The 20,125-nt window shown below is 50.1% G+C and carries 21 protein-coding genes; 5 read left to right on the top strand and 16 right to left on the bottom strand.

All coding sequences use genetic code 11. The annotated features are described in order from the left end of the window. Positions 1 to 84: 84 nt before the first annotated feature. The gene (locus Q0757_RS03945; RefSeq protein ID WP_298784970.1) at positions 85 to 1,233 is read right to left on the bottom strand and encodes a M14 family metallopeptidase; all 1,149 of its coding nucleotides are present in this window, start codon (positions 1,231 to 1,233) and stop codon (positions 85 to 87) included. A gap of 93 nt (positions 1,234 to 1,326) precedes the next feature. Here Q0757_RS03945 and Q0757_RS03940 point away from each other — a divergent pair, with 93 nt between their 5' ends. Continuing rightward, positions 1,327 to 1,962: a uracil-DNA glycosylase gene (locus Q0757_RS03940; RefSeq protein ID WP_298784968.1), complete on the top strand. Its 636-nt coding sequence runs from the start codon at positions 1,327 to 1,329 to the stop codon at positions 1,960 to 1,962. Positions 1,963 to 2,008: 46 nt separating this feature from the next. Here the strand turns inward: Q0757_RS03940 and Q0757_RS03935 are convergent, their stop codons facing one another. Further along, entirely contained in the window at positions 2,009 to 2,608 is a 600-nt protein-coding gene (locus Q0757_RS03935; protein ID WP_298784966.1) for a short chain dehydrogenase, read from the bottom strand. 175 nt (positions 2,609 to 2,783) lie between these two features. After that, on the bottom strand, positions 2,784 to 3,902 hold the full coding sequence (locus Q0757_RS03930) for a glycerol dehydrogenase (RefSeq protein ID WP_298784964.1): 1,119 nt from the start codon (positions 3,900 to 3,902) through the stop codon (positions 2,784 to 2,786). A 156-nt stretch (positions 3,903 to 4,058) separates the two neighbouring features. Here Q0757_RS03930 and Q0757_RS03925 point away from each other — a divergent pair, with 156 nt between their 5' ends. The 3 genes from Q0757_RS03925 (at position 4,059) to fdhD (ending at position 7,080) form a co-directional block, all read left to right on the top strand. After that, positions 4,059 to 4,568, top strand: a complete 510-nt coding sequence (locus Q0757_RS03925; RefSeq protein WP_298784962.1) for a sigma factor-like helix-turn-helix DNA-binding protein — start codon at positions 4,059 to 4,061, stop codon at positions 4,566 to 4,568. Between the two features lie 112 nt (positions 4,569 to 4,680). Next, positions 4,681 to 6,120, top strand: a complete 1,440-nt coding sequence (locus Q0757_RS03920; protein ID WP_298784960.1) for a sodium:alanine symporter family protein — start codon at positions 4,681 to 4,683, stop codon at positions 6,118 to 6,120. Between the two features lie 147 nt (positions 6,121 to 6,267). Further along, a complete protein-coding gene (gene fdhD / locus Q0757_RS03915; protein WP_298784958.1) occupies positions 6,268 to 7,080 on the top strand; it encodes a formate dehydrogenase accessory sulfurtransferase FdhD in 813 nt (270 codons plus the stop codon). Positions 7,081 to 7,097: 17 nt separating this feature from the next. Here the strand turns inward: fdhD and Q0757_RS03910 are convergent, their stop codons facing one another. From Q0757_RS03910 to Q0757_RS03870, 9 genes are all read right to left on the bottom strand, one after another. Continuing rightward, entirely contained in the window at positions 7,098 to 7,754 is a 657-nt protein-coding gene (locus Q0757_RS03910) for an MOSC domain-containing protein (protein ID WP_298784956.1), read from the bottom strand. Positions 7,755 to 7,790: 36 nt separating this feature from the next. Then, positions 7,791 to 8,711 carry a DMT family transporter gene (locus tag Q0757_RS03905; RefSeq protein WP_298784954.1) on the bottom strand — a complete coding sequence of 307 codons (921 nt, stop codon included), beginning with the start codon at positions 8,709 to 8,711 and terminating at the stop codon, positions 7,791 to 7,793. A gap of 122 nt (positions 8,712 to 8,833) precedes the next feature. Then, positions 8,834 to 9,478 (bottom strand): DUF4396 domain-containing protein, encoded by a 645-nt coding sequence (locus Q0757_RS03900; RefSeq protein ID WP_298784953.1) that lies wholly within the window; start codon positions 9,476 to 9,478, stop codon positions 8,834 to 8,836. A 111-nt stretch (positions 9,479 to 9,589) separates the two neighbouring features. Continuing rightward, entirely contained in the window at positions 9,590 to 10,822 is a 1,233-nt protein-coding gene (locus tag Q0757_RS03895) for an MFS transporter (RefSeq protein WP_298784951.1), read from the bottom strand. A 125-nt stretch (positions 10,823 to 10,947) separates the two neighbouring features. After that, positions 10,948 to 11,472, bottom strand: coding sequence for a 5' nucleotidase, NT5C type (locus tag Q0757_RS03890; RefSeq protein ID WP_298784949.1), 525 nt, complete (start codon positions 11,470 to 11,472; stop codon positions 10,948 to 10,950). Positions 11,473 to 11,531: 59 nt separating this feature from the next. Further along, positions 11,532 to 12,623: an NAD(P)-dependent alcohol dehydrogenase gene (locus tag Q0757_RS03885; protein ID WP_298784947.1), complete on the bottom strand. Its 1,092-nt coding sequence runs from the start codon at positions 12,621 to 12,623 to the stop codon at positions 11,532 to 11,534. A 55-nt stretch (positions 12,624 to 12,678) separates the two neighbouring features. Continuing rightward, entirely contained in the window at positions 12,679 to 13,902 is a 1,224-nt protein-coding gene (locus Q0757_RS03880) for a dicarboxylate/amino acid:cation symporter (RefSeq protein WP_298784945.1), read from the bottom strand. Positions 13,903 to 13,998: 96 nt separating this feature from the next. Next, positions 13,999 to 14,514 carry a GNAT family N-acetyltransferase gene (locus tag Q0757_RS03875; RefSeq protein WP_298785382.1) on the bottom strand — a complete coding sequence of 172 codons (516 nt, stop codon included), beginning with the start codon at positions 14,512 to 14,514 and terminating at the stop codon, positions 13,999 to 14,001. Between the two features lie 5 nt (positions 14,515 to 14,519). Beyond that, complete coding sequence (locus tag Q0757_RS03870) at positions 14,520 to 15,293, bottom strand: NAD(P)-dependent oxidoreductase (protein WP_298784943.1); 774 nt, start codon at positions 15,291 to 15,293, stop codon at positions 14,520 to 14,522. Between the two features lie 140 nt (positions 15,294 to 15,433). On the opposite strand from Q0757_RS03870, the gene Q0757_RS03865 reads away from it, so the two are divergent. Next, complete coding sequence (locus Q0757_RS03865) at positions 15,434 to 15,895, top strand: OsmC family protein (RefSeq protein ID WP_298784941.1); 462 nt, start codon at positions 15,434 to 15,436, stop codon at positions 15,893 to 15,895. Positions 15,896 to 15,923: 28 nt separating this feature from the next. Here Q0757_RS03865 and Q0757_RS03860 read toward each other — a convergent pair whose 3' ends face one another. The 4 genes from Q0757_RS03860 to rhaI form a co-directional block, all read right to left on the bottom strand. Beyond that, on the bottom strand, positions 15,924 to 16,496 hold the full coding sequence (locus tag Q0757_RS03860; protein WP_298784939.1) for a thioredoxin family protein: 573 nt from the start codon (positions 16,494 to 16,496) through the stop codon (positions 15,924 to 15,926). A 45-nt stretch (positions 16,497 to 16,541) separates the two neighbouring features. Then, a complete protein-coding gene (locus Q0757_RS03855) occupies positions 16,542 to 17,291 on the bottom strand; it encodes a sugar phosphate isomerase/epimerase (protein WP_298784937.1) in 750 nt (249 codons plus the stop codon). 99 nt (positions 17,292 to 17,390) lie between these two features. Then, complete coding sequence (locus Q0757_RS03850; RefSeq protein ID WP_298784935.1) at positions 17,391 to 18,881, bottom strand: rhamnulokinase family protein; 1,491 nt, start codon at positions 18,879 to 18,881, stop codon at positions 17,391 to 17,393. Next, entirely contained in the window at positions 18,878 to 20,098 is a 1,221-nt protein-coding gene (gene rhaI / locus Q0757_RS03845) for an L-rhamnose isomerase (RefSeq protein ID WP_298784933.1), read from the bottom strand. The genes Q0757_RS03850 and rhaI overlap by 4 nt, the downstream gene beginning before the upstream one ends. Between the last annotated feature and the right edge of the window lie 27 nt (positions 20,099 to 20,125).

Below are 20,125 nucleotides of genomic sequence, written 5' to 3'. Positions count from 1 at the left end.
GATCTTATCCCTATTATACGATCGTTTGCTGCCGCAAAAGATTCTGTTTTCGAATACGCTGCATGCCCCGCTTCTATCCATTGGCTATTTTTTAACGAGCTGCATCCCAGCTTCTTTTTCAAGCAAGAGATCAAAGCCTGCTTTGCCCTTCTTCAGCACGGCCTGTCTCCAGCTTTCCTCCGGCGGGTCGAACAGCTGATGAAATTCCTTCTGCAGTTCACGGGCGTCTGCTTCTTTTTTTGCCCCGTACCAGTAGTACTGGTTTTCATGCACGACAATATCGAGCGCTCTCATCTGGTCAGGCAGCCGGTTGCCGATCGTGCCAAACTCCAGCAGGCAGGAGAAGACATACTTATCCGGATACCTCCGGCTGTAGACGTCCTTCACATATTCCGCATCCTCACCTTTGATTTCCCGCACGTCCGTTTTTTGCACATCGTTTACCTCAGTGTGCGCGAACTGTTTTTGAAGCTCTTTTTCCTTACGCGGATCTGAATAAGGCACCTGCAGCCACAGCTGTTCAGCAGGCCCAAGCCCGGTATGAATATCAATATGGACGACCGTTTCATACTCCTTTACCCATTCATCCATGCGTGACAACAGCTTTTCCACCGGCTCTTCATAAGCTGCTCCGCCGTAAAAAATACCGGTCGGATACTGGTACTGTCCCATCGTTGCCGCTTTTTCCAGCCCGGAGACACCGCGCTTAAACACCTTTGCCCCGAGAGCGCCCAGCAGGTCGCTGCGCTGTTTTTTCCAGCTTTTCACTGGCCCCTCCGGCACAAAGTGCTTCTTTTCTTTTTCGAAACGCTCGTTCAGTGAAGCGGGCACACTGCTCCAGTCTTTAATAAAGTTACGGTTCAGGTCCACGTTGTTTTCACTCACCCGCCGCCGGTTTTTCATCCCCCATGGATTGACGGCATGCACAAGGCGTATCCCGGTGGTGTTCGGATTCAGCTGCGTTATATACTCATCGATAAACAGCTGCAGAAGCGCCGACCCGGCATATCCTTCAATTCCGTGTACACCGGTGGTGACTACAATCATCGTGCTTGAGTGGTATTTGGCGTCCGCTGCAATAATATCGGTCGTGTTATTATTTTCCGGCTTTCCAACAGCATACTGGGTCAGCGAAGTCTCCGGCCAGACCGCCGCCACGTCGGTGCTTCTCTTTCGGAAAGCTCTTCTTGCTTCTTCATACGTCGGGAAAAAATATTGATCGGACGGTTTCATGCTGCTGCCTCCCTGCTCAAAATTGGTCTTATACTCATTATTCCTCGCCATTTCGGGTACAAACCTATTAGGGACAAAGAAACCACAAAAAGGATGATAACTATGCAGCTGCCTGCTTCTTTAGTACAACTCGCCCACGAACGGATTGAACCATTTGACTGTGAAGGGTTTCTGCCGGGCGCCGGACCTGCGGATGCCACGATCATGTTTGTGGGGGAAGCTCCGGGCGAAACTGAAATTCATAACGGCATCCCCTTCAGCGGCAGGGCAGGAGTCATTTTTGACTCGTACCTCGAAGACTTGAATATCAAGCGCGATGATATTTATGTGACAAGCGCCGTGCGCAGCCGCCCGTTCAAATGGGGACAGACGAGAGCCGGGGTACGTCGGAAATACAACCGTACGCCGAATCAGAAGGAAATTCAGGCGCATGCCCCGGTGCTGGACTATGAAATTTCCCAGGTGCAGCCGCAGTGGCTTGTGCCGATGGGAAAAATCGCCTATCAGCGGCTGCTCGGGAAAAGCCCCAGACTCGGTGATGTGACCGGCAGAATTCAAACGCATCCAGTGCAGCAGTGGAACGAAGAGGCCAACTCGTACATCTGGACGAAGGAACATTACAATATTTTTCCGATCTATCACCCGGCTGCGATTCTATATAACCGGAGCCTTGAACAGACAATGAAGGACTACCTGAATACACTAGCCACTCACGCGCTTCATACCTAAAAAAACTCCGGAACACAGACTTTCACCTGCGTTCCGGAGCTTTGTATTAGTAGACTTCATACGTCTGGCCGGTCTGCTGGCCTTCGACGCTTTTTTGGTATGCGAGGGCAACTTTCTCACCTGGCACAGGGGCAAAGCCGCGGAAAAAGCTGCCAAGCTTTTCTGCCGATTCAACCAACAGGTTCGGACTGATGTTATTAATCCGGATCCCTCTCGGCAATTCGATAGCCGCAGAGGTGACGAAGCTTTTTACGGCACCGTTTGCCATCGCAGCGGACGTTCCCTGAGGAATCGGATCATCCATCATGACGCCGGATGTAAGTGTGAAGCTGCCGCCGTCATTTACGTATGGAATGCCGAGCAGCACCAGGTTGATCTGGCCCTTCATTTTACTGTTGATGGCCGTCTGGTTCTTTTCCGGAGTCAGCTCGGTGAGCGGAGCAAAGCCGGCACTCCCGGAGGCTGTAATAACTGCATCCACGCGGCCGACAGATTCATACATCTGGCGGATGCTGTCTTCATCCGTAATGTCCACCTGCACGTCCCGGCCGTTCCGCCCGGCACAAAGAATGTCGTGGTCGTCCCTTAATCGTTCGTATACTGCGCTTCCGATCGTGCCTGAAGCTCCAACTAACAATATGCGCATGAAAATCTTCCTTTCTGTCTCCAAAATTCTCTACGCTGTATTGTTCCACTTTTTACCGGCTTACAAACACCAGCACGTTCCATCATGCCCATTGCAGAGGGTGAAGCTCCCACGCAACTATACAAAAAGCCGCCGGGCGTATAACCCAGCGGCTTCATGAACGTACAGTTACATTTTATTTCAGGCCGTGCTCTTTTTTATACGCTTTGGAATACTGATCGGCTGCCTGCATGGCGCTTACCACATCGTAAGGCGTCAGCGCAAACGGCATATTGTGGCTGCTTTCTCCTTCGGTTAAGGCTGCTTCCGCCACTTTCATCAATTCCTCTTCTGAGGCGTCTCCAAGATGCAAATCCTCCAGCGTAATTGGCAGCTCGAGGCGGTAATACAGATCCACGTACTTTTCAAATTCTTCTTTCGACCGGTTCTCAAGCGTCAGCTGGCTCAGGGTGCCAAAGGCTACTTTTTCCCCGTGGGTCATGTGATGCACATCCCCATCGAGAACAGTGAATCCGTTGTGAATCGCATGGGCAAGCGCAAGCCCGCCGCTTTCAAACCCAAGGCCACTCAGAAGCGTATTGGCTTCGACAATCTGCTCAAGAGCATGGGTGACAATCTGTCTTTTGTTGGATTCATAGGCGAGGAGGCCATAATGAAACAGCGTTTCTTCACATTTTTCCGCAATTGCCGCGCCGGCTATCGTGGAAAGTCCGCCGGACATGGCGTTGGCGTTCGCCTGAATAGCCATGCGGGCTTCCACCCATGTAGCCATCGCATCCGCAATGCCGGAGGCGAGAAAACGAGGCGGAGCGCCTGCAATGATTTTGGAATCCATCACGATTAAATCCGGATTTTTCGAATAAAAACGATATGATTCGAACACACCCTCATCTGAATAAATGACGGAAAGTGCGCTCGTCGGGGCGTCTGTGGATGCCGTTGTCGGAACAATGACGCAGTAGGCATCCGGGATCTGGTCACGGACCCCTTTTGCTGTATCAAGCGTCTTGCCGCCGCCGACAGCAACAATCATTTCTGCCCCGGCCGATTTGGCTTCTTCGATAATCCGGTTAATTTCACCGGTGGAGGCTTCCCCGTTAAAAGTGATGTTTACAGCGTCGATGCTTTGCTGCTTGAGGCTGTCGACCACTCTGTTGCCGGCCAGATTCCATACAAATTCGTCTGCAATTACAATCGCTTTACTGCCCATTTCTTTGACGTAGGCACCCACTTCATCCACCACGTCAACACCCTGAACATATTTACTCGGACTGATAAATACTTTGTTTCCCATTTCCATTCCTCCAGCTTCAATTTTCTACTCTCTATTAGTATTCCCCTCTGTTAAATTTTTATTCATCAAAATATAAGAACAAATGTTCCTATCAAGGTTGTCATTTTTTACAGAAGATGTCTTTTATACATACCACCCAAAAAGGAGGAATCTACCTTGAGCACCACCTTTCATCAGCAAAAGCTCATTCAGCATTTCTTTGAATCCGTTGACCACCAATACTTTTGGGAGCATGGATATAAAGATAAGCTCGACGAGGCCTTCCGCGCCTTTTTCCTCGATGTGAAAAAGCGGGTGTTCATGCAGAAGACAATTTACTGGGCAGCGGTTCACTATGATAAGCGGGAGAGAAAGCACCGGGACCGCTTTCCACTTGCTGTCGATACTGAGGAGGAGACGTCTGAGAAGCTCCTTCCGGCCGCTGCTTTTACAGAACAGGTCCGGAATTTTTCCCGCGAACTCGCCGGACATATTGAAAACCCGGAGCTTTACGGTATTATTCAGCAGCAGCCGGAAAAGGAACAAGCTGTACTGTACGCCCTGTTTGTTGAAGGATCGACCATGACGGAGACAGCCCGGGCAATGAACGTTTCCCCGCAGGCCGTATCTAAAATGAAGCAAAAATCCCTTCGCATCTTAAAAACTCATCTGGAAAACTGTCATTGATAAGTAATTTAAGTTTTTTCCTGTCATCATTTACAGGAATTCCTTGAAAACAGTGTCGGAGAGCCTTTGAAAAATGTATAATAGGTGCAACCTTAATTGAAGGAGGATACATATGGGAAATTGGTTAACAGCTGATACTTGGTTTTATAACCTTGTAGGATCTCTCAGTAACGTGATCTGGAGCTACTTGTTAATCGCACTTTTACTTATCTTAGGCGTTTATTTCACCATCCGTACCGGCTTCGTGCAGTTCCGGATGATCAAAGAGATGTTTGTTCTGTTATTCAAAGAAGGGACCGACCGTTCCGGGTTTAAAGACAGAAAAGGCACGAGCGCCTTCCAGGCATTTGCGATCAGTACCGCTGCCCGTGTCGGCACCGGGAACCTTGCCGGGGTGGCCCTTGCCATCAGCGCCGGCGGACCTGGCGCCATTTTCTGGATGTGGGTCATCGCTATTATCGGTGCCGCTACCGGGTTTGTGGAAAGTACCCTTGCACAAATGTATAAAGTAAAGGATAAGGACGGCTTCCGCGGGGGACCAGCCTATTACATGGAGCAGGCGCTGAACGCCCGCTGGCTCGGAATTATCTTTGCTGTCTTGATTACGCTTTGTTTCGGCTTTATTTTCAACGGCGTGCAGACCAACACGATCGCCCAGGCGTTCAACGGGGCTTATAACATCCCACCAGTTTACGTTGGGCTTGCTATTATGCTTTTGATTGGCGTCATTATTTACGGCGGTATCCGGCGTATCGCTGTAGTAGCTGAAATTATTGTTCCAATCTTCGCTTCGCTTTACGTTATTGTAGCTATCATTATTATGATTCTTAACATTGCCGATGTGCCTCAGGTATTCGGTCTGATTTTCGGCCAGGCCTTCGGGATTCGCGAGGTTGCCGGCGGGACAGCCGGGGGCGCTCTTATGCTCGGCATCCAGCGTGGTCTCTTTTCCAATGAGGCCGGTATGGGTAGTGCGCCGAACGCAGCAGCCACGGCCTATGTCAGTCACCCGGTCAAGCAGGGACTCGTTCAGTCTCTTGGTGTTCTGACGGACACGCTCATTATATGCAGCGCGACAGCGTTCATCATTCTGCTTTCCGGCACGTACGCAGATGCCGGGGCAAATATTGAAGGCATTCAGCTGACCCAGCAGGCACTCGCCTTCCACCTGGGAGGCTGGGCACAGACATTCGTTTCTCTTGCGATTTTCTTCTTTGCCTTCAGCTCCCTGCTCGGGAACTATTACTACGGGGAAGTGAACGTGGAATTCATTTCTCCAAAACGCAGATACGTTCAAATCTTCCGTGTCTGCTTCCTGCTGTTCGTTCTTTTAGGCGCAGCAAGCGGCCTCGAGCTTGTATGGGCGATGGCAGATCTGTTTATGGGCTTAATGGCAGTCGTTAACCTTATAGCCATTGCACTGCTCGGCCATATCGTTGCTGCTGCACTCAAAAACTACACAGACCAGCGCAAACAGGGAATCGATCCGGTCTTTTACAATGACAGCATCCCATGGCTGAAAAATTTAAAAGCCTGGGGCAAAAAACGATAATTCTGCATCATTCAGCCTGCCTCCTTTCAAAAGGATGCAGGCTTTTTGTGCATTTTTTTCTGTATAATTTGTCTCTCATGGTACGATGAAAATATAATCACACAATTATCCTCCGTGCCGGGCACGGGTTTTGAAAGGAGTACGCCTATGCCAGACCGCTCCACCGCCATCCAGCCTATCGTCTCCTATTCGCCGGAAGAGGGGCTTTACGCAGCAGAAGACCAGGTCGCTCTGGAAAAGCCGATGACAATTGTCGTAAATGACGAAGAGTTCGCAACGCTTGTATGCACCCCCACCCACGTGGAGGAGCTCGTCGTCGGATTTCTCGCATCCGAAGGAGTCGTCTTATTCTACCGGGAGATTGAATCGATTTCTGTCGACGATGACCTGGGCTTTGCCTACGTTTCCATCAACTCCAACCGGGTTAAGGAAGCCTCCTTTTACTCCAAGCGCGTGATTGGTTCCTGCTGCGGAAAAAGCCGCCAGTTTTATTTTCAAAGCGATGTCCAGACCGCAAAAACAGCTGTGACCAAACGTACACTGACACCGGAGCAGTGTCTCGGATTTATGAAGGAAATGCAGGAAAACAGCGTCGTGTTTAAAAATACCGGCGGCGTCCATAACGCTGCCATCTGCGATACAGACGGGATCATTGTCGACCGTTCCGACATCGGCCGGCATAATGCCCTCGATAAGCTGTACGGGCACTGCTTGATGAACGGCATTCAGGTACGCGATAAGATACTTGTTTTCAGCGGGCGTTTAAGCTCCGAGGTGCTGACAAAGGCGGCCAAAATGGGCATGGGTATTATTTTATCCAAATCCGCCCCGACAAACCTTGCGATCCGTCTTGCAGATGATTTGAACATTACAGCCGTCGGGTTTATCCGGGGCTCCACCTTTAATGTTTATGCGCATGCCGAACGAATCAGCGCCGACGTCCCTTCTGCGACAAAATAAGCACCGGCCCTTATGGGTCAGTGCTTATTTTTTAGCTTATCCAGCTTTTTGTGCAGGGATTTTTTCCATTCCTCTGAAAGAGAAGCACATTCCAGTGCTTCTTCAACCTCTGCAGGATCTTCTGAATGATAGGTGATCCGGTTCACGCCAGCGACGGTTAACGAGGTCGTTCTCGTTTCCAGACGCAGCGGCTGATGTTTTTCTACGGTGCCCGCCTGGCGCACTCGCAGATAATAGCCTGAATAGCTTGTTTCCCGAAGGTAAAGGGGCAGTTTTTTAATGCCGTGGCGTTTCGCAATTTTATAGCAGGGCTCCCGGGGCTGGCTGATTTCCACGACTGCTTCTCCCCAACGGAAAACATCGCCGATCATCACATCCTCCTCTACTCCGTTCTGTACCGTAATATTTTCCCCAAATCCCCCGTGCGGCAGTGCATCCTCGAGCGTTCTGCTCCAGTAGGCGTAATGCTCCCATGGATATACACAAACTGCTTTCTCCGGGCCTCCATGGCTCTTTTTATCTGCCTGTTCGTCTCCCTCCAGACCAGTCTCCGATAAATACAGGGACTCTTCGGAACGCTTTATTTTATTAATAGCCGAGAATACCGGCTTTTCTTCTTCGGCTGAGATGTTCTCCGGTTTTCCCGTAAACCATTCCATTACGCGTATGTTCATATGCTGCCCCCTCCTCGTGCAGTGCAAATTTTTTATTTAAGACTCCCGGTTTAAAGAAGCTTTCCCCAGCATTTTTCCAAGCAGCGTATCACCATAAACCGTAGCAATAATCGCCACAAAAACGAGCACAATGCCAAAGGTCTGCCAGAGCGTAAAGGAATCCCCAAAAACAGCTACGCCAATTATAATCGCTACTACCGGCTCAATAATGGAAAGAATGGAGGCCCGTGAAGATTCCACGTGAGTAAGACCGGCTGTGTATGCTACATAAGCGACCGTTGTTGCCGCCACCGCAAGCCCGATGCCGTTCCACCATACCCCGGGCTCCATAAAAGCTTCCGCCTTTTCCCACAAACGGCTTGCAGGAAGTAAAAACAGGCCGCCAAGAATCATGGAATAGGTCGTGATTGTAAGCGGATGATACCGGGCGCTTAAAAATTTCCCAAAAATGCTGTAAAGGGCGTAAAAGAAGCCAGAAGCAATTCCGAACAGAACAGCAGCTGCGGCGATGCTGTCCGAGCCAAGTGGGATCAGCCCCACGGCGTACATGCACCCGGTAATCATTATCACAAGTGCCGCTATTTTTCCGGCTGTCAGCGTTTCCTTAAAAACGAACTTGGCAATAACGGCCACGAACAATGGTCCCGTGTACAGCATCACCACTGCAAGAGAGATGCCGGACACCTCCATCACGGAGAAAAAGAAAAAGTTAAAAAAAGCAATGCTGATAATCCCCGTGCCGACAAACAGCGGCAGATCCTGCCAGCGGATGCGCAGCAGGCTTCTCTCCACAACACTTAAAAACAGGGTAATAATAACCGCTGAAAAAATCAGGCGGATGCCTACGACCTCCCACGGCGTGAATCCATATGTATACAGGTTTTGCACAAACAGCCCCGTTGTTCCCCACAATGCCGCCCCAGCCAGGACGAGCAGATAAGCTAACCGTGCCGGCATGGTCCTCTCTCCTTTATATGCTTCACTGCATTATTTATATGAACTAAGCTTATCATATCCCCCGTCCCAGCTGACAAAATCTGCATAAAAAAACAGAAGACCATGCGGCCTTCTGCCTTTGTTTACATCGCGTGCTTGATGCCTTTGTCGACGAGCCACCAGTTCACCGGATAGCTGGTTAAAAATCCGATCACCATCGCGATCTGCATCATAAACCAGAAGGTCGGGCCGGCCGGGCTCGGCGGGGTGGCAAAGAACACAAAATGAACGAGCGCCATAAAACCAAACATGCCGATCTGGTACGCGACAAGCGACAGTGTGTCGGCCTTAGCGGCCTGTTTGATGCCATGGCTTTTGCTCATGTTGTCATGCATTGGCAGGATGGACGCCAGCTGAAAGAAAATCCCGAACGTATAGGCGAGGATAAATTCCACGATATAGTCGGCGAACAGCCGGGTGCCTGCAATCGTCCAGCCCAGGGCGACGACAATCGGAATGCCGACGATGTCCCCGAGTGCACAACCGGCACCGCAGTGGCTGGTGGAGGCTACCGTGGACTGCCACATCGGCTTGTTGCCGTGTCCCTTCCGGCCGATATAGTAATAGAAGAACAGGCCGAGCGGCCCGGAATACAGGACGGTGAGCGGCCAGACAATATTCATCACCATCATCGGCTGCGGGTTTTTCCGGAGATCTGCAATGACAATCACGGTAGAAATGAAGGCAGCTGCCAGTGAAACGACCGCAATAATGGAAATCGTGTCCATTGTGTTTCCCCCTTTCTTTTTATTCCATTGATTGCGATACCCCATAACCGTATATTTTACACATCTGTGATACATAAAAAAAGACTTTCCACATCGGAAAGCCTTGGCTGTTTATACTTCTTTGTTGCGGCCGGCGCCCATGCCGGCGCCTATCTGCAGAACCGAAACAACCATTAAAATAAGCAGGGCGGGCATCCAGGTTTCCCACGCATCAAAGGAAGCTCCTACGAGGATCGGCCCGAGCGCAGCCATAAAATAACCTACCGACTGGGCCATTCCGGATAAATCTGCTGCCCGCTGCGGCGTCGAAGCCCGGATGCTCAACAAAGCAAGCGCCAGGCTGATGCTTCCGCCCTGCGCGAGCCCGATAAACAGCACCGCAATCGTGAGCATGAACGGTGATGTATTTGTCATAAGCAGCACCAGACCGAGCACCGCAATCACACCGATCACGGCAATAATGCCCTGCTGATTACGGAATCTTCCGGCAAGAATCGGCGTTAAAAATGTAGCCGGAAGACTTGCGATCTGCATGAGGGCCACAAGCCAGCCCGCAGCTGCAAGCGGCATGCTTCCAAGATTATTTAAAATATCCGGCAGCCAGGTGATGGTCACATAAAAGCCGATGGACTGCAGGCCCATAAACAATGTCACCTGCCAGGCAAGCGGAGACTTCCAAATTGATCCTTCAGAATTGCTTCGCTCCACGACTCTCACGCGGCCCGGCATCTGAAGCTGCCTGTTCTTCAGCACCATTCCCCAGCATAGCACCGCTGCTGCCGCAGGGACGACCCAGAACAGAAGCGACCACTGCCACCCCAGCCCGGCGCTGGACGCAAGCGGCACCGACACTCCTGATCCGACGGCGGCCATTAACACCATCGTAGTCGTATAAATACTGGTCATTACACCGACATTATGTGGAAATGACTCCTTAATGACACCGGGAAGGAGCACATTGAGCATTGCAATGCCCGCTCCTACGAGCAGACTCCCGGCAAATAAAAAAACGGCTTCGGGCACGTAGCGCATGACAATACCCGCAATAAGTACGAGAACACCAACCATCAAAGCTCGCTGGTGCCCAATTTTTGATCCGATTTTTGGGGCCATCGGCGAGACTGCCGCAAATGTCAGCAGCGACAGGGTCGTAATCAAACCAGCTGTTCCTCTTGTCAGGGAAATATCCTCCCGGATTAACGGGATTAACGGTCCGACGCCTGTTAACGCCGGCCGGAGATTGACCGCTAGCATAATGATTCCGGCAAACAGCAGGGCAAGCTGTGCTGTTGATAGATGCTGTCCCCGCTGCCGCAGTCTTTCTCCTGTCTGTTTATTCTGCATGCTTCTCTCTCCTACGAACGCTTTTCATACTGGTTTACTCTACATCTTTTTTTATTGTACAACAACCTTTCTCTGCTTTTCTTCCTGCCAGTGCCTGGATTCTCAATTTCGGAACATATGGGCCTTTATGTTAAAAAATAGCGCCGAATGTCTTCCCAGTGATCCACTCTTGTATAAGCCGTGTCATAAACATTATGCGGAGCAGTGTACAAAATCCCTTTGCCGGCAAAACGCTCGAAGTGTCTGGCGTTATCATCTATCAAATAATCTGCATGAATGATGCTTTTGTCGCCGCAGAATACAAAATTCATGTCTCCCAAAAAAGAAAGATTATGTTTCAGCCACTCATATTTTGCCGCAAATGATGGTGGAAATTCCATCGCTGCTGTCGTAATAAACACTTCATATTGTCCGGCAAGCTGTTCGATTACGTCCGGGGCCCCGTCCATGACCTGCAGATGACGAAAAAAAGACGGCTCGTAGAAATAAGCTTTTATCTCATCATGAAGCTCCGGATGCAGAGCTTCAAGCTTCATGCCTTTGAGGTCTTCAACAGTAACACTGTGCCCGTAATCCTTATTAAACCTATGTAGCAGCGTTGGCAGCGTATTTACCGTTACTTCATCCATATCAATCGCTATCCGTTCCATGTGAAACCTCCTTTTTTACATTAAGAAGAAGCCGCGCATATCTGCGCAGCTTCCATCTGCTATTCAAATGTGATTACTGGCTTGATCGTTTTACCTGCTTTCATATCTTCAAGGGCCTGCTCGAGCTCTTCAAATGGGTACATGGTGACCAATTTATCGAAAGGAAATTTACCCTGTTTATAATATTCGACAAGCATCGGAATGAACAGCTTGGGCACAACATCTCCCTCTACGACACCTGACATGGTGGCGTTTGGCACGATGAAGTTCTGGTGCACATGAAATTCAGTGTCTGCGCCAGCTCCGACGACGGCCGACTCCCCTTTATAGCGGAGCACATCCATCGCCTTTTTTGCCAGGGCAGCCACTCCGGTGGATTCAAGCGCATAATCTGCTCCTCCATTGGTCCACTCCTTCACTTTTTCAACGACGTCTTCGTTTTTCCCATTGATGGTGTGCGTTGCTCCGAGCTCTTTCGCCGTCTCCAGACGTTCTTCATTGACGTCTACGGCGATGACCTGCAGAGCACCGGCGAGATGTGCAGCCATAACGGCACTCATACCGACTCCTCCGCAGCCAAAAACGACTATCGTATCGCCAACGCCTAAGTTCAGGCGGCTGAGCACCGTGCCTGCACCAGTCTGGACACCGCAGGCTAAGGGTCCAAGCAGACGGATATCTACGTCACGGCTGACTTTTACCACATTATTGACGGGTGTCACAGCGTAGGTGGCAAGCGATCCCTGCCCGAACAAAGAAGACACTTCACTGTCTCCACTGTGAAGACGGCGGGTGCCATCGTTCATGGTGCCGCCGAAGTTTAAGGCATTAAAATTTTCACATGCCCCGGGATGTCCTTCCCGGCAGTTACGGCACGTGCCGCAGTGTGAAAATGTGATAACCACGTGGTCGCCGGGTGCTACGTCCTGGACTCCGTCACCGACCTTTTCCACCACGCCCGCTCCTTCATGCCCTAAAGCAATCGGAAGCGGTGTCGGAATCTCCTGCTGCTGCACGCCAAGATCGGTATGACAAATACCGGCTGCAGCAATTTTCACTCTCACTTCTCCTGTTTTCGGTTCATCGAGTTCTGCTTCTTTATGCTGAATGGCGCCAGCTTGTTCACTGACTACCGCTGCCTGAACTTTCATTGTAATCCCTCCTGTGCTTCATTCTTCCCTATAAAATACTGAGGGAAACCGAAGTCTAGAAGTGTACATTCATCCAATTCCTACCTTCCAGATACCTTGCCACAAGCATACTTGAAACATTATCGCCCGCAACATTTACAGTTGTTGCAGGAGGATCAACAACAATTCCGATGGCTGTGATAATAGGTAACGCTTCAATAGGCAGGCCGTAAAGCGTAACAATCATAATTTCTCCAATGAACCCTCCGCCGGGAACCCCACTCATCACCATTCCGCTTAGCAGAGCGATGCCGATAGCAGTTAAATATGTATTTAGGCCGGTAAATTCCATTTGAAAAACACCGAATACAAAAGCTATTTTTAATATGGCGGATAAGCAGGAACCATCCATATGAATGGTAGCTCCGATAGGAAGTATTGTTTCTCTTATATCTTTAGGCACTCCGGCATTTCTGGCTGCATTTAAATTCACCGGCAGGGATGCCACGCTACTGGCTGTACCAAGTGAAGTTACCGCCGGGGCAAAGATATTTTTCCAAAAGCTCCTGAAGCCCTGCCTTCCTCCAGCCACCCATGCGTAAAAAGAAAAACCAACAATAAAATATAAAATAGCGACAGGATAATAAACTGCTACTGCTTTAGCGTACTCCCCGATCAATTGCGGACCATACTCTCCTACCAAAGCTGCAAAATACGCCCCTAACCCAATTGGTGCGTAATAAAGAACCAGAGCCACTATTTTCATGAATACTTCTGATCCGCTCTGTAAGAACTGGGCAAACGGCTTTCCAGCTTCCCCCGATAAACCTGTAGCTACGCCAACAAGCATAGCAAAAACAATTAGAGCGAGCATATTTTCAGTTGAAAAGATGTCTATAAAATCAGACACTGTGAATGTTTCTACAAGCTGATCAGCAAACGAGCCCTCTTCCTCCTGCTGAGATGGCTGCTCTTCGCTCACACTTACGTTTTCTGCAGGAGGAAAAACTACCACCGCCGCCAGCATAAGGCAGGAAGATATAATGCCGGTTACAATAAAAACAATCATCATTGAACCCAGAATACGGCCAAGGCGCTTCACCGAATCCATGACCGCTACAGCTGAAGCAATGGAGAAAAATACCAAAGGTACTACAATAGTAAACATCATATTTAAAAACAAATCACCGAGAGGCTGGACCACCATGGCGTCTTCACCCCAAATAAAACCCGCTATACTTCCAATGATAATAGCAACAAGCATAATTACCGGAAACCGGTATGCTTTCCAGGAGCCCATGCTTTCACTTCCTTTCCTTTTAACTTTAAGATAATAAATAATATTATTTATTATACGGAAAGCTGAAGTGGAAAACTATGGAACTTTAAACATTTTTTAATTTTTTAAAAAACGAACCATCCAGTGCTCATCCTCGTAGCCGTCTGCTGTTTTCATCGCTTCTTTTTCTGTCGAAAAAACAGAGAAGCCGCAGGCTTCGTACAGGCGAAGCGCATGCTCATTTCCACTCACGACGGTTAACTGCACCTGTTCGACCCCGTCTTTACCTGCCCGCTTCAATGCAGCTTCTACGAGTCTGCCTCCAAACCCGCACCCCCTGAATGCAGGCTTTACATACATAGCCAGAATCGTCGCTTTGTGCTGAAGCTTCTTCATCTGCATCGGGAGCAGGGTGATGACACCCGCAAGCTCGTTTTCGGCTTTGATGCCCCATGTAAAAGACTGACTTCCCTTTAGCCTTTCTTTATATTTCCGGACCGGATCCGGATGCTGTATTTCCTCCTCGAGGGTGGAAGCAAAGGCCTCCGGACTCTCCTCCAGGGCCTGCATCCTAAGCTCTGCGTAGGCTTCAGCGTCTTCGCCCCCTAAAATCTTCAGCTCTGCTTCCTGCATCCGTCTCACCGTCCGTTCTCTTTTCCGAAGTCCTTCGCCGTAAAGTCTCCTCCCTTTTTCGGATGGCTCCCTGCCTCCACTTCACCGGCGTAGTCTTCGGCATTCTCCTGTGGCTCGTAGCCTATTTCTTTTGCCCGGGTATTTTTAAATTTCGCCCGGGTGTTGTTTGAAATGCCGTAAACAATCAGATACTCCGGCAATGCGCATGTGAGTGCCGCTTCAAATAAGCGCTCTGCATCGCGGGGGCTAAACCAGTTTTCCAAATCGTATCCGGATGCCGGCCGGTCCTGAAAATTACAGATACGCACCCCAATGCCCTTTAACCCAAATTTCTCGTGAAAATAACGTCCGAGTGCCTCCCCGTATGCCTTACTGACGCCATACAGCGTGTCGGGTCGCACTGGTGAGGCTTCGTCCACCCATTCGTCCGCCGGATAAAAGCCAACCGCATGGATACTGCTGGCAAAAATCAATCGTTCCACGCCTGCCTCGGCTGCTGCCTCCATCACGTGAAACGTTCCTTTTATGTTCACCTGCTCAATTGATTCAAAGTCCACCTCAACCGGGATACCTCCCAGATGGATAACTGCATCCACCCCGTGCATAAGCTCACGGACCTCCGATTTGTCGGTGATATCCGCCTCCATGAATGTTTCTTCGCTTGTTAAATCCTCCGGAGCTTTCGCATCTGTCAGTAATAGGTCAAAACGCTTCGATAGATAGCTCCTGAGTACGGTACCGATTGTACCTGCTGCTCCTGTAAGTAATACCTTCTGCATGTATAAGCCTCCCGTTTTTCAGCATACTCTTCCATAAACCTTTTCCTGTTATTTGAAACCTGTTGCAGGCACTTTTTTTGCTTTTCCTTTTTTTATTTTTTATCCTCAAGGAAAGACTTTATGTAAAGAAGGGATAAGTTATGGCAATCGAACACTTTCATTTAACGGCGGACTGGCCCGGCGGCCGTAACGCCGTCGGCTCTATTGATGCCGGACAGCTGAAAACGGATATCTCCATTCCTGAAGAAATGGACGGCCCGGGCATTGGCACAAATCCTGATGAAATGCTCCTGGGCGCCGCAGCCACATGCTATATCATCACGCTCGGTGCCATGCTTGAGCGCGCGGAGCTTCCGATTGCCTCCATGGCGCATACGAGCGAAGGCCGCGTGGATGTCACCAACGGCGTGTTTACGTATAAAGAAATTATCCACCGCCCAGTGATCACCCTTGATGCCGAAGCTTCCGACAAGCAGATGGAAAAAGCACAGAAGCTGATTGAAAAAGCGGAAACGGCATGCATGATTTCCCGGGCCATCCAGGGAAACGTGGAGCTCACGCTGGAACCAACACTTCGCCGCACAGAGAAAGCCCGTACCTGAAAAGGCACGGGCTTTTTTATGAGTGTCGTCAGCTCTGCTCCAGCAGGTTGGTCAGTTCATAAACAACCAGCCGTTGATAGTCTGCATCGTCTCCGTATCTCGAAAAAATGCTTTCATATGCTGCCGAGCGTTCATCTGCATACGATTCATCATTTTCTGTGAGCCCAAGGCTTTTAAAATACTTCATTGGCTCCTGCACAAAAGCGGGTCTCGGCCCCCAGCTGAAATAAACCTTTCCATGTTCATCAGAAACAATCACTTTTGGCACCGAGGTGCCACCAAGGGTACGGAATTGATCGATAAAATCCGGATGGTCCTCCTGAATAAACACTTCCACCGGGATACCGGCTTTTCGCATTACTTCCACGATAACCGGGAAGTTCCGGTGCACGTCCCCGCACCAGTCTGATGCAAGGATAGAGCAGTGCAGATCATCCCTGGACTGCAGGGCGAGCAGCTTGTCCTCCGGGTGATGATTCCAGGAGAAAGCGGCCTGCCACGGCTCCATTTTTTCCCGGTACGTTGGGCGCATGCGTTCAACAAAATCGTCTACGGCCAGACCCTGGCCTGTTTTATCTGAAATATCAAAAGCGGATGGCATAATTATCGTCCTCCTTGATAGTTCTCTTCCTCAGCTGCCTTTTCTTTAAACAAACGTTTTCTGAATATAATCCATGCTTATACGCACGCTTTCCAGGGGCTTCCGCCGCGAGGCGTCCTGCTCCACGATCTGCCAGGAAGCCCCGGCCTCCTCTGCTTTTTTCATAATCGCCTCAATATCCATTTTCCCTTCGCCGAGCTCCGCAAAAAATTCCTCTCCGTCTTCAGTCATATCTTTAATATGCACAAGTGAAAGCCGGTCCCTGAGCCGGTCTATCCAGGCAAAAGGGTCTGCCCCCGCCTTCTGTACCCAGTATGTATCAAGCTCCACCTGCACGTGCTCCGGCTTCATTTCCTCAAGCATGACTTCAAATGGAAGCTGTCCTTCGAGCGGGAGCAGTTCAAAATCATGGTTATGATACGAAAATGTGATGCCTTCCTTCCGGCACGCTTTTCCGATTCTGTTTAGTTCCTTCGCCGTCTGCTTATAGGCCTTCAGACTCGAACGTTTTTCTTCATCGAGGTAGGGACAGACAATGTGGCGGCATCCAAGCGCCAGATGCTTTTCTATCACCCCGTCCAGGTCATCCTGAAGCTCCTCCAACGGCACATGGCTCGAGACTACCTGAAGGCCAATATTCTTCATCGTCCCCGCAAGCTCTTCCGTACCAAAGCCGCCGTTCTGGCCGGCCAGCTCCACCGCTTTGTATCCCATGGTTCTCACCTGCTGGAGCGTGCCAATAAAATCCTCTTCAAGCTCATTTCGAAGCGTGTAAAGCTGCAGCGCAATATTCATAGCTTCATCTCCTTTTGGTAATCGTTTACATATAGTATATACGGTTTTCCTGTTCTGCACAAAAAAGCCCCCGGACCAGAACTCCGGAGACCTTCCTCATTACGCTCTTTTTGCTTTGGACAAACCATTTCCAAGCCCTGTCCTTTCGCAGAACGACTCATATTCCGTATTCCACGCAGTGTGCTCTTTCGGGGAAAAGGCGTTTACTTCTACTGCTTTGCGAATATAGCTGCGCGCTTCGTGCCGGTCTTTGATTTTCCCGGCAGCGGTCAGCTGCACCGTAATATTACCGAGGGCACTTGCTTCCTTCGGCCCGGCCCACACGTTACGCCCTAGTGCATTCGCCGTAAACTGGGATAGATAGGTATTTTTAATGCCGCCACCCACCATGTACAGTCCTGAAAAAGACTGGCCGGAAAGCTGCTCCGTGCGCTCGAGCACGTGCCGGTATTTCATAGCCAGGCTCTCCATAATGCACCGCACGATTTCCCCTTTGGTTTCAGGTACTTTTTGGCCGCTCTCCCGGCAGTACTCCTGAATTTGAAAGGGCATGTCTGCCGGGTGCAGAAACTGAAGATCATCCGGATCAATATAAGACTGAAAGGCCGGCGCTTCCTCCATCTGTGCAAGCAGCGCTTCATGGGAAGCATCATCGCCGCGCCAGGCACGGCGGCACTCCTCAAAAATCCACAGCCCCATAATATTTTTCAGCAGACGAAAGGTCCGTTCCACACCGCCTTCGTTCGTGAAATTCCATTCAAACGCTTCCGGAGTTGTATTTGGTTCTTCAATCTCTGTGCCCATCAGCGACCAGGTGCCGCAGCTCAAATAGGCAAACGAAGAAGATGCCGCCGGCACTCCGGCTACTGCCGCTCCAGTATCATGTTCGGCACTTGTATACACAGGAATTGCCGGTACCTGCAGCTCCTGCTGCAGATCCTCACGCAGCTCTCCCACCCGTGTGCCCGGCATCACCACCTCAGCCATCCATTCCCTGGGCACGCCGATGGCCTTTAACAGATCTTCGTCCCAGTCCATCGTCCGGGGGTTAAACAGCTGAGTAGTGGTCGCATTAGTAAATTCGCTTTTCATTTCTCCCGTTAAAAAATAGCGCAGGAGATCAGGAATCATTAAGAGCGTCCGTGTTTCCTTCAAAGCCGGGGAATCAGCCTTTATCATCGCTTCGAGCTGGTAAATGGTATTGAACGGCAGAAACTGAATGCCGGTGCGTTCAAAAATAAATTTTTTACCGATACGCTCCGTTACCTGCTCCATCACTCCATCTGTATGAGCGTCGCGGTAATGATACGGATGACGCAAAAGCTCTCCGTCCTGCCCTACACAGCCGAAGTCGACCGCCCAACTGTCGATGGCGATGCTTTCAATGTCCTGCCGCTCTTCGTAAGCCGCACGAATGCCTTCTTTTAATTCATGAAAAATGCGGTAGATATCCCAGTGAAACCGACCGTTTACCCGAACCGGTTCATTTTTAAAGCGGTGCACATCCATGGTTTCAAGCCGCCCGGCTTCGATCCAGCCAAGCACGGCTCTTCCGCTGCCTGCCCCTAAATCGAACGCGAGTACACTCACCAGCTGGCACCACCTTTGCCGCGGGAGAGAATTTTTTCCCCATAGCCGCTGGCGTGATAAGCGTCCATCGGCTTCACCGAAGCTCCTGCTTCTTCGCGAAAAGCTTCGAGCAGCGGTGTAACGTCGGCTTCAAAGGCAGACCGGATCGCGCGTTCGGCACCGAGAACGTCCTGTTTTTTCTGAGCGTTTCTCAGCTCCTCTAAATTCACCAGGCACGCCTTGGCATACATTGTCTGAACGTTTTCAATTGAACGGATCATGGCCGGAATTTTCGGCTCCAGGTTGTGGCACTGGTCAAGCATATACGCGATGCTTTCGGCGTTTTGACGAACCGCCGGATCCGGGTCCTCCTCAGCCTGCACAATCTGCTGAAGAATCAAGAATACTTCATACGGATCATGGGCACCGACAATAAGATCGTCATCTGCATATTTGCGGCTGTTAAAGTGAAAACCGCCCAGCTTCTGCTCATCGAGCAGGTATGCCACAATGTGCTCAATGTTAGTCGCCTGCGGATGGTGTCCGGTATCCACCAGCACTTCCGCTTTGCTGCCAAGCTTGTTGGCTGCGTTAAATGCCATACCCCAATCTGCAAAATCAGTATGATAAAATCCTGGTTCGAAAAACTTGTATTCAATCAGCATGCGCATCGAATCATCCATCGCCTCATACATGCTTTTCAGCCCTTCAAGCATCCAGTTTTTCCGCTTTCGAAAGTCCGCCTGTCCCGGATAATTGGTGCCGTCGGCAAACCAGAGGCTTAACACATTAGAGTCTACTTCCCGGGCGATGTCAATGCATTCAAGCAGATGATCGAGTGCCTTCCGGCGGATCGACGGATCAGTATTGGTCAGGCTCCCGAATTTATAATCGTCATCTTGAAACAGGTTTGGGTTCACTGCTCCAATACTTACACCAAGACTTTCTGCATGCGTTTTCAAGTCTTTGTAATTATCTACTTTATCCCACGGAATATGAATCGCCACTGAAGGGCTTGAACCGGTGTGCTTGTGCACCTGGGCGGCGTCCTCTAATTTTTCAAAAGGATCGCGGGGTATGCCTTCCTGCTGGAATACTTTAAAACGGGTCCCGGAATCTCCAAAGCCCCAGGAAGGGGTTTCAACCTGCAGCTTCTGCAGCTTCTTTTTCACAGCTTCGAGGTCAATGCCCCTTGCCTGCTGCTGTTCTTCAAATAATGTATAATGACGATCACTCATGTGTTATCCTCCTATCTCTATTTCAAA

The organism is uncultured Marinococcus sp. (genome assembly GCF_947493875.1).
GTDB lineage: Bacteria > Bacillota > Bacilli > Bacillales > Marinococcaceae > Marinococcus.
The sequence above is the reverse complement of the archived record's forward strand: the minus strand, read 5'-3'. Positions and strand labels throughout refer to the sequence as shown.

Coding starts and splice junctions, on each gene's coding strand:
- Q0757_RS03865 (WP_298784941.1), top strand. CDS start 15,434: ATGGCAATCGAACACTTTCATTTAACGGCGGACTGGCCCGGCGGCCGT.
- Q0757_RS03890 (WP_298784949.1), bottom strand. CDS start 11,472: ATGGAACGGATAGCGATTGATATGGATGAAGTAACGGTAAATACGCTG.
- fdhD (WP_298784958.1), top strand. CDS start 6,268: ATGCCAGACCGCTCCACCGCCATCCAGCCTATCGTCTCCTATTCGCCG.
- Q0757_RS03910 (WP_298784956.1), bottom strand. CDS start 7,754: ATGAACATACGCGTAATGGAATGGTTTACGGGAAAACCGGAGAACATC.
- Q0757_RS03880 (WP_298784945.1), bottom strand. CDS start 13,902: ATGGGCTCCTGGAAAGCATACCGGTTTCCGGTAATTATGCTTGTTGCT.
- Q0757_RS03855 (WP_298784937.1), bottom strand. CDS start 17,291: ATGAATATTGCGCTGCAGCTTTACACGCTTCGAAATGAGCTTGAAGAG.
- Q0757_RS03945 (WP_298784970.1), bottom strand. CDS start 1,233: ATGAAACCGTCCGATCAATATTTTTTCCCGACGTATGAAGAAGCAAGA.
- Q0757_RS03895 (WP_298784951.1), bottom strand. CDS start 10,822: ATGCAGAATAAACAGACAGGAGAAAGACTGCGGCAGCGGGGACAGCAT.
- Q0757_RS03885 (WP_298784947.1), bottom strand. CDS start 12,623: ATGAAAGTTCAGGCAGCGGTAGTCAGTGAACAAGCTGGCGCCATTCAG.
- rhaI (WP_298784933.1), bottom strand. CDS start 20,098: ATGAGTGATCGTCATTATACATTATTTGAAGAACAGCAGCAGGCAAGG.
- Q0757_RS03875 (WP_298785382.1), bottom strand. CDS start 14,514: ATGCAGGAAGCAGAGCTGAAGATTTTAGGGGGCGAAGACGCTGAAGCC.
- Q0757_RS03940 (WP_298784968.1), top strand. CDS start 1,327: ATGATAACTATGCAGCTGCCTGCTTCTTTAGTACAACTCGCCCACGAA.
- Q0757_RS03930 (WP_298784964.1), bottom strand. CDS start 3,902: ATGGGAAACAAAGTATTTATCAGTCCGAGTAAATATGTTCAGGGTGTT.
- Q0757_RS03870 (WP_298784943.1), bottom strand. CDS start 15,293: ATGCAGAAGGTATTACTTACAGGAGCAGCAGGTACAATCGGTACCGTA.
- Q0757_RS03905 (WP_298784954.1), bottom strand. CDS start 8,711: ATGCCGGCACGGTTAGCTTATCTGCTCGTCCTGGCTGGGGCGGCATTG.
- Q0757_RS03935 (WP_298784966.1), bottom strand. CDS start 2,608: ATGCGCATATTGTTAGTTGGAGCTTCAGGCACGATCGGAAGCGCAGTA.
- Q0757_RS03860 (WP_298784939.1), bottom strand. CDS start 16,496: ATGCCATCCGCTTTTGATATTTCAGATAAAACAGGCCAGGGTCTGGCC.
- Q0757_RS03920 (WP_298784960.1), top strand. CDS start 4,681: ATGGGAAATTGGTTAACAGCTGATACTTGGTTTTATAACCTTGTAGGA.
- Q0757_RS03900 (WP_298784953.1), bottom strand. CDS start 9,478: ATGGACACGATTTCCATTATTGCGGTCGTTTCACTGGCAGCTGCCTTC.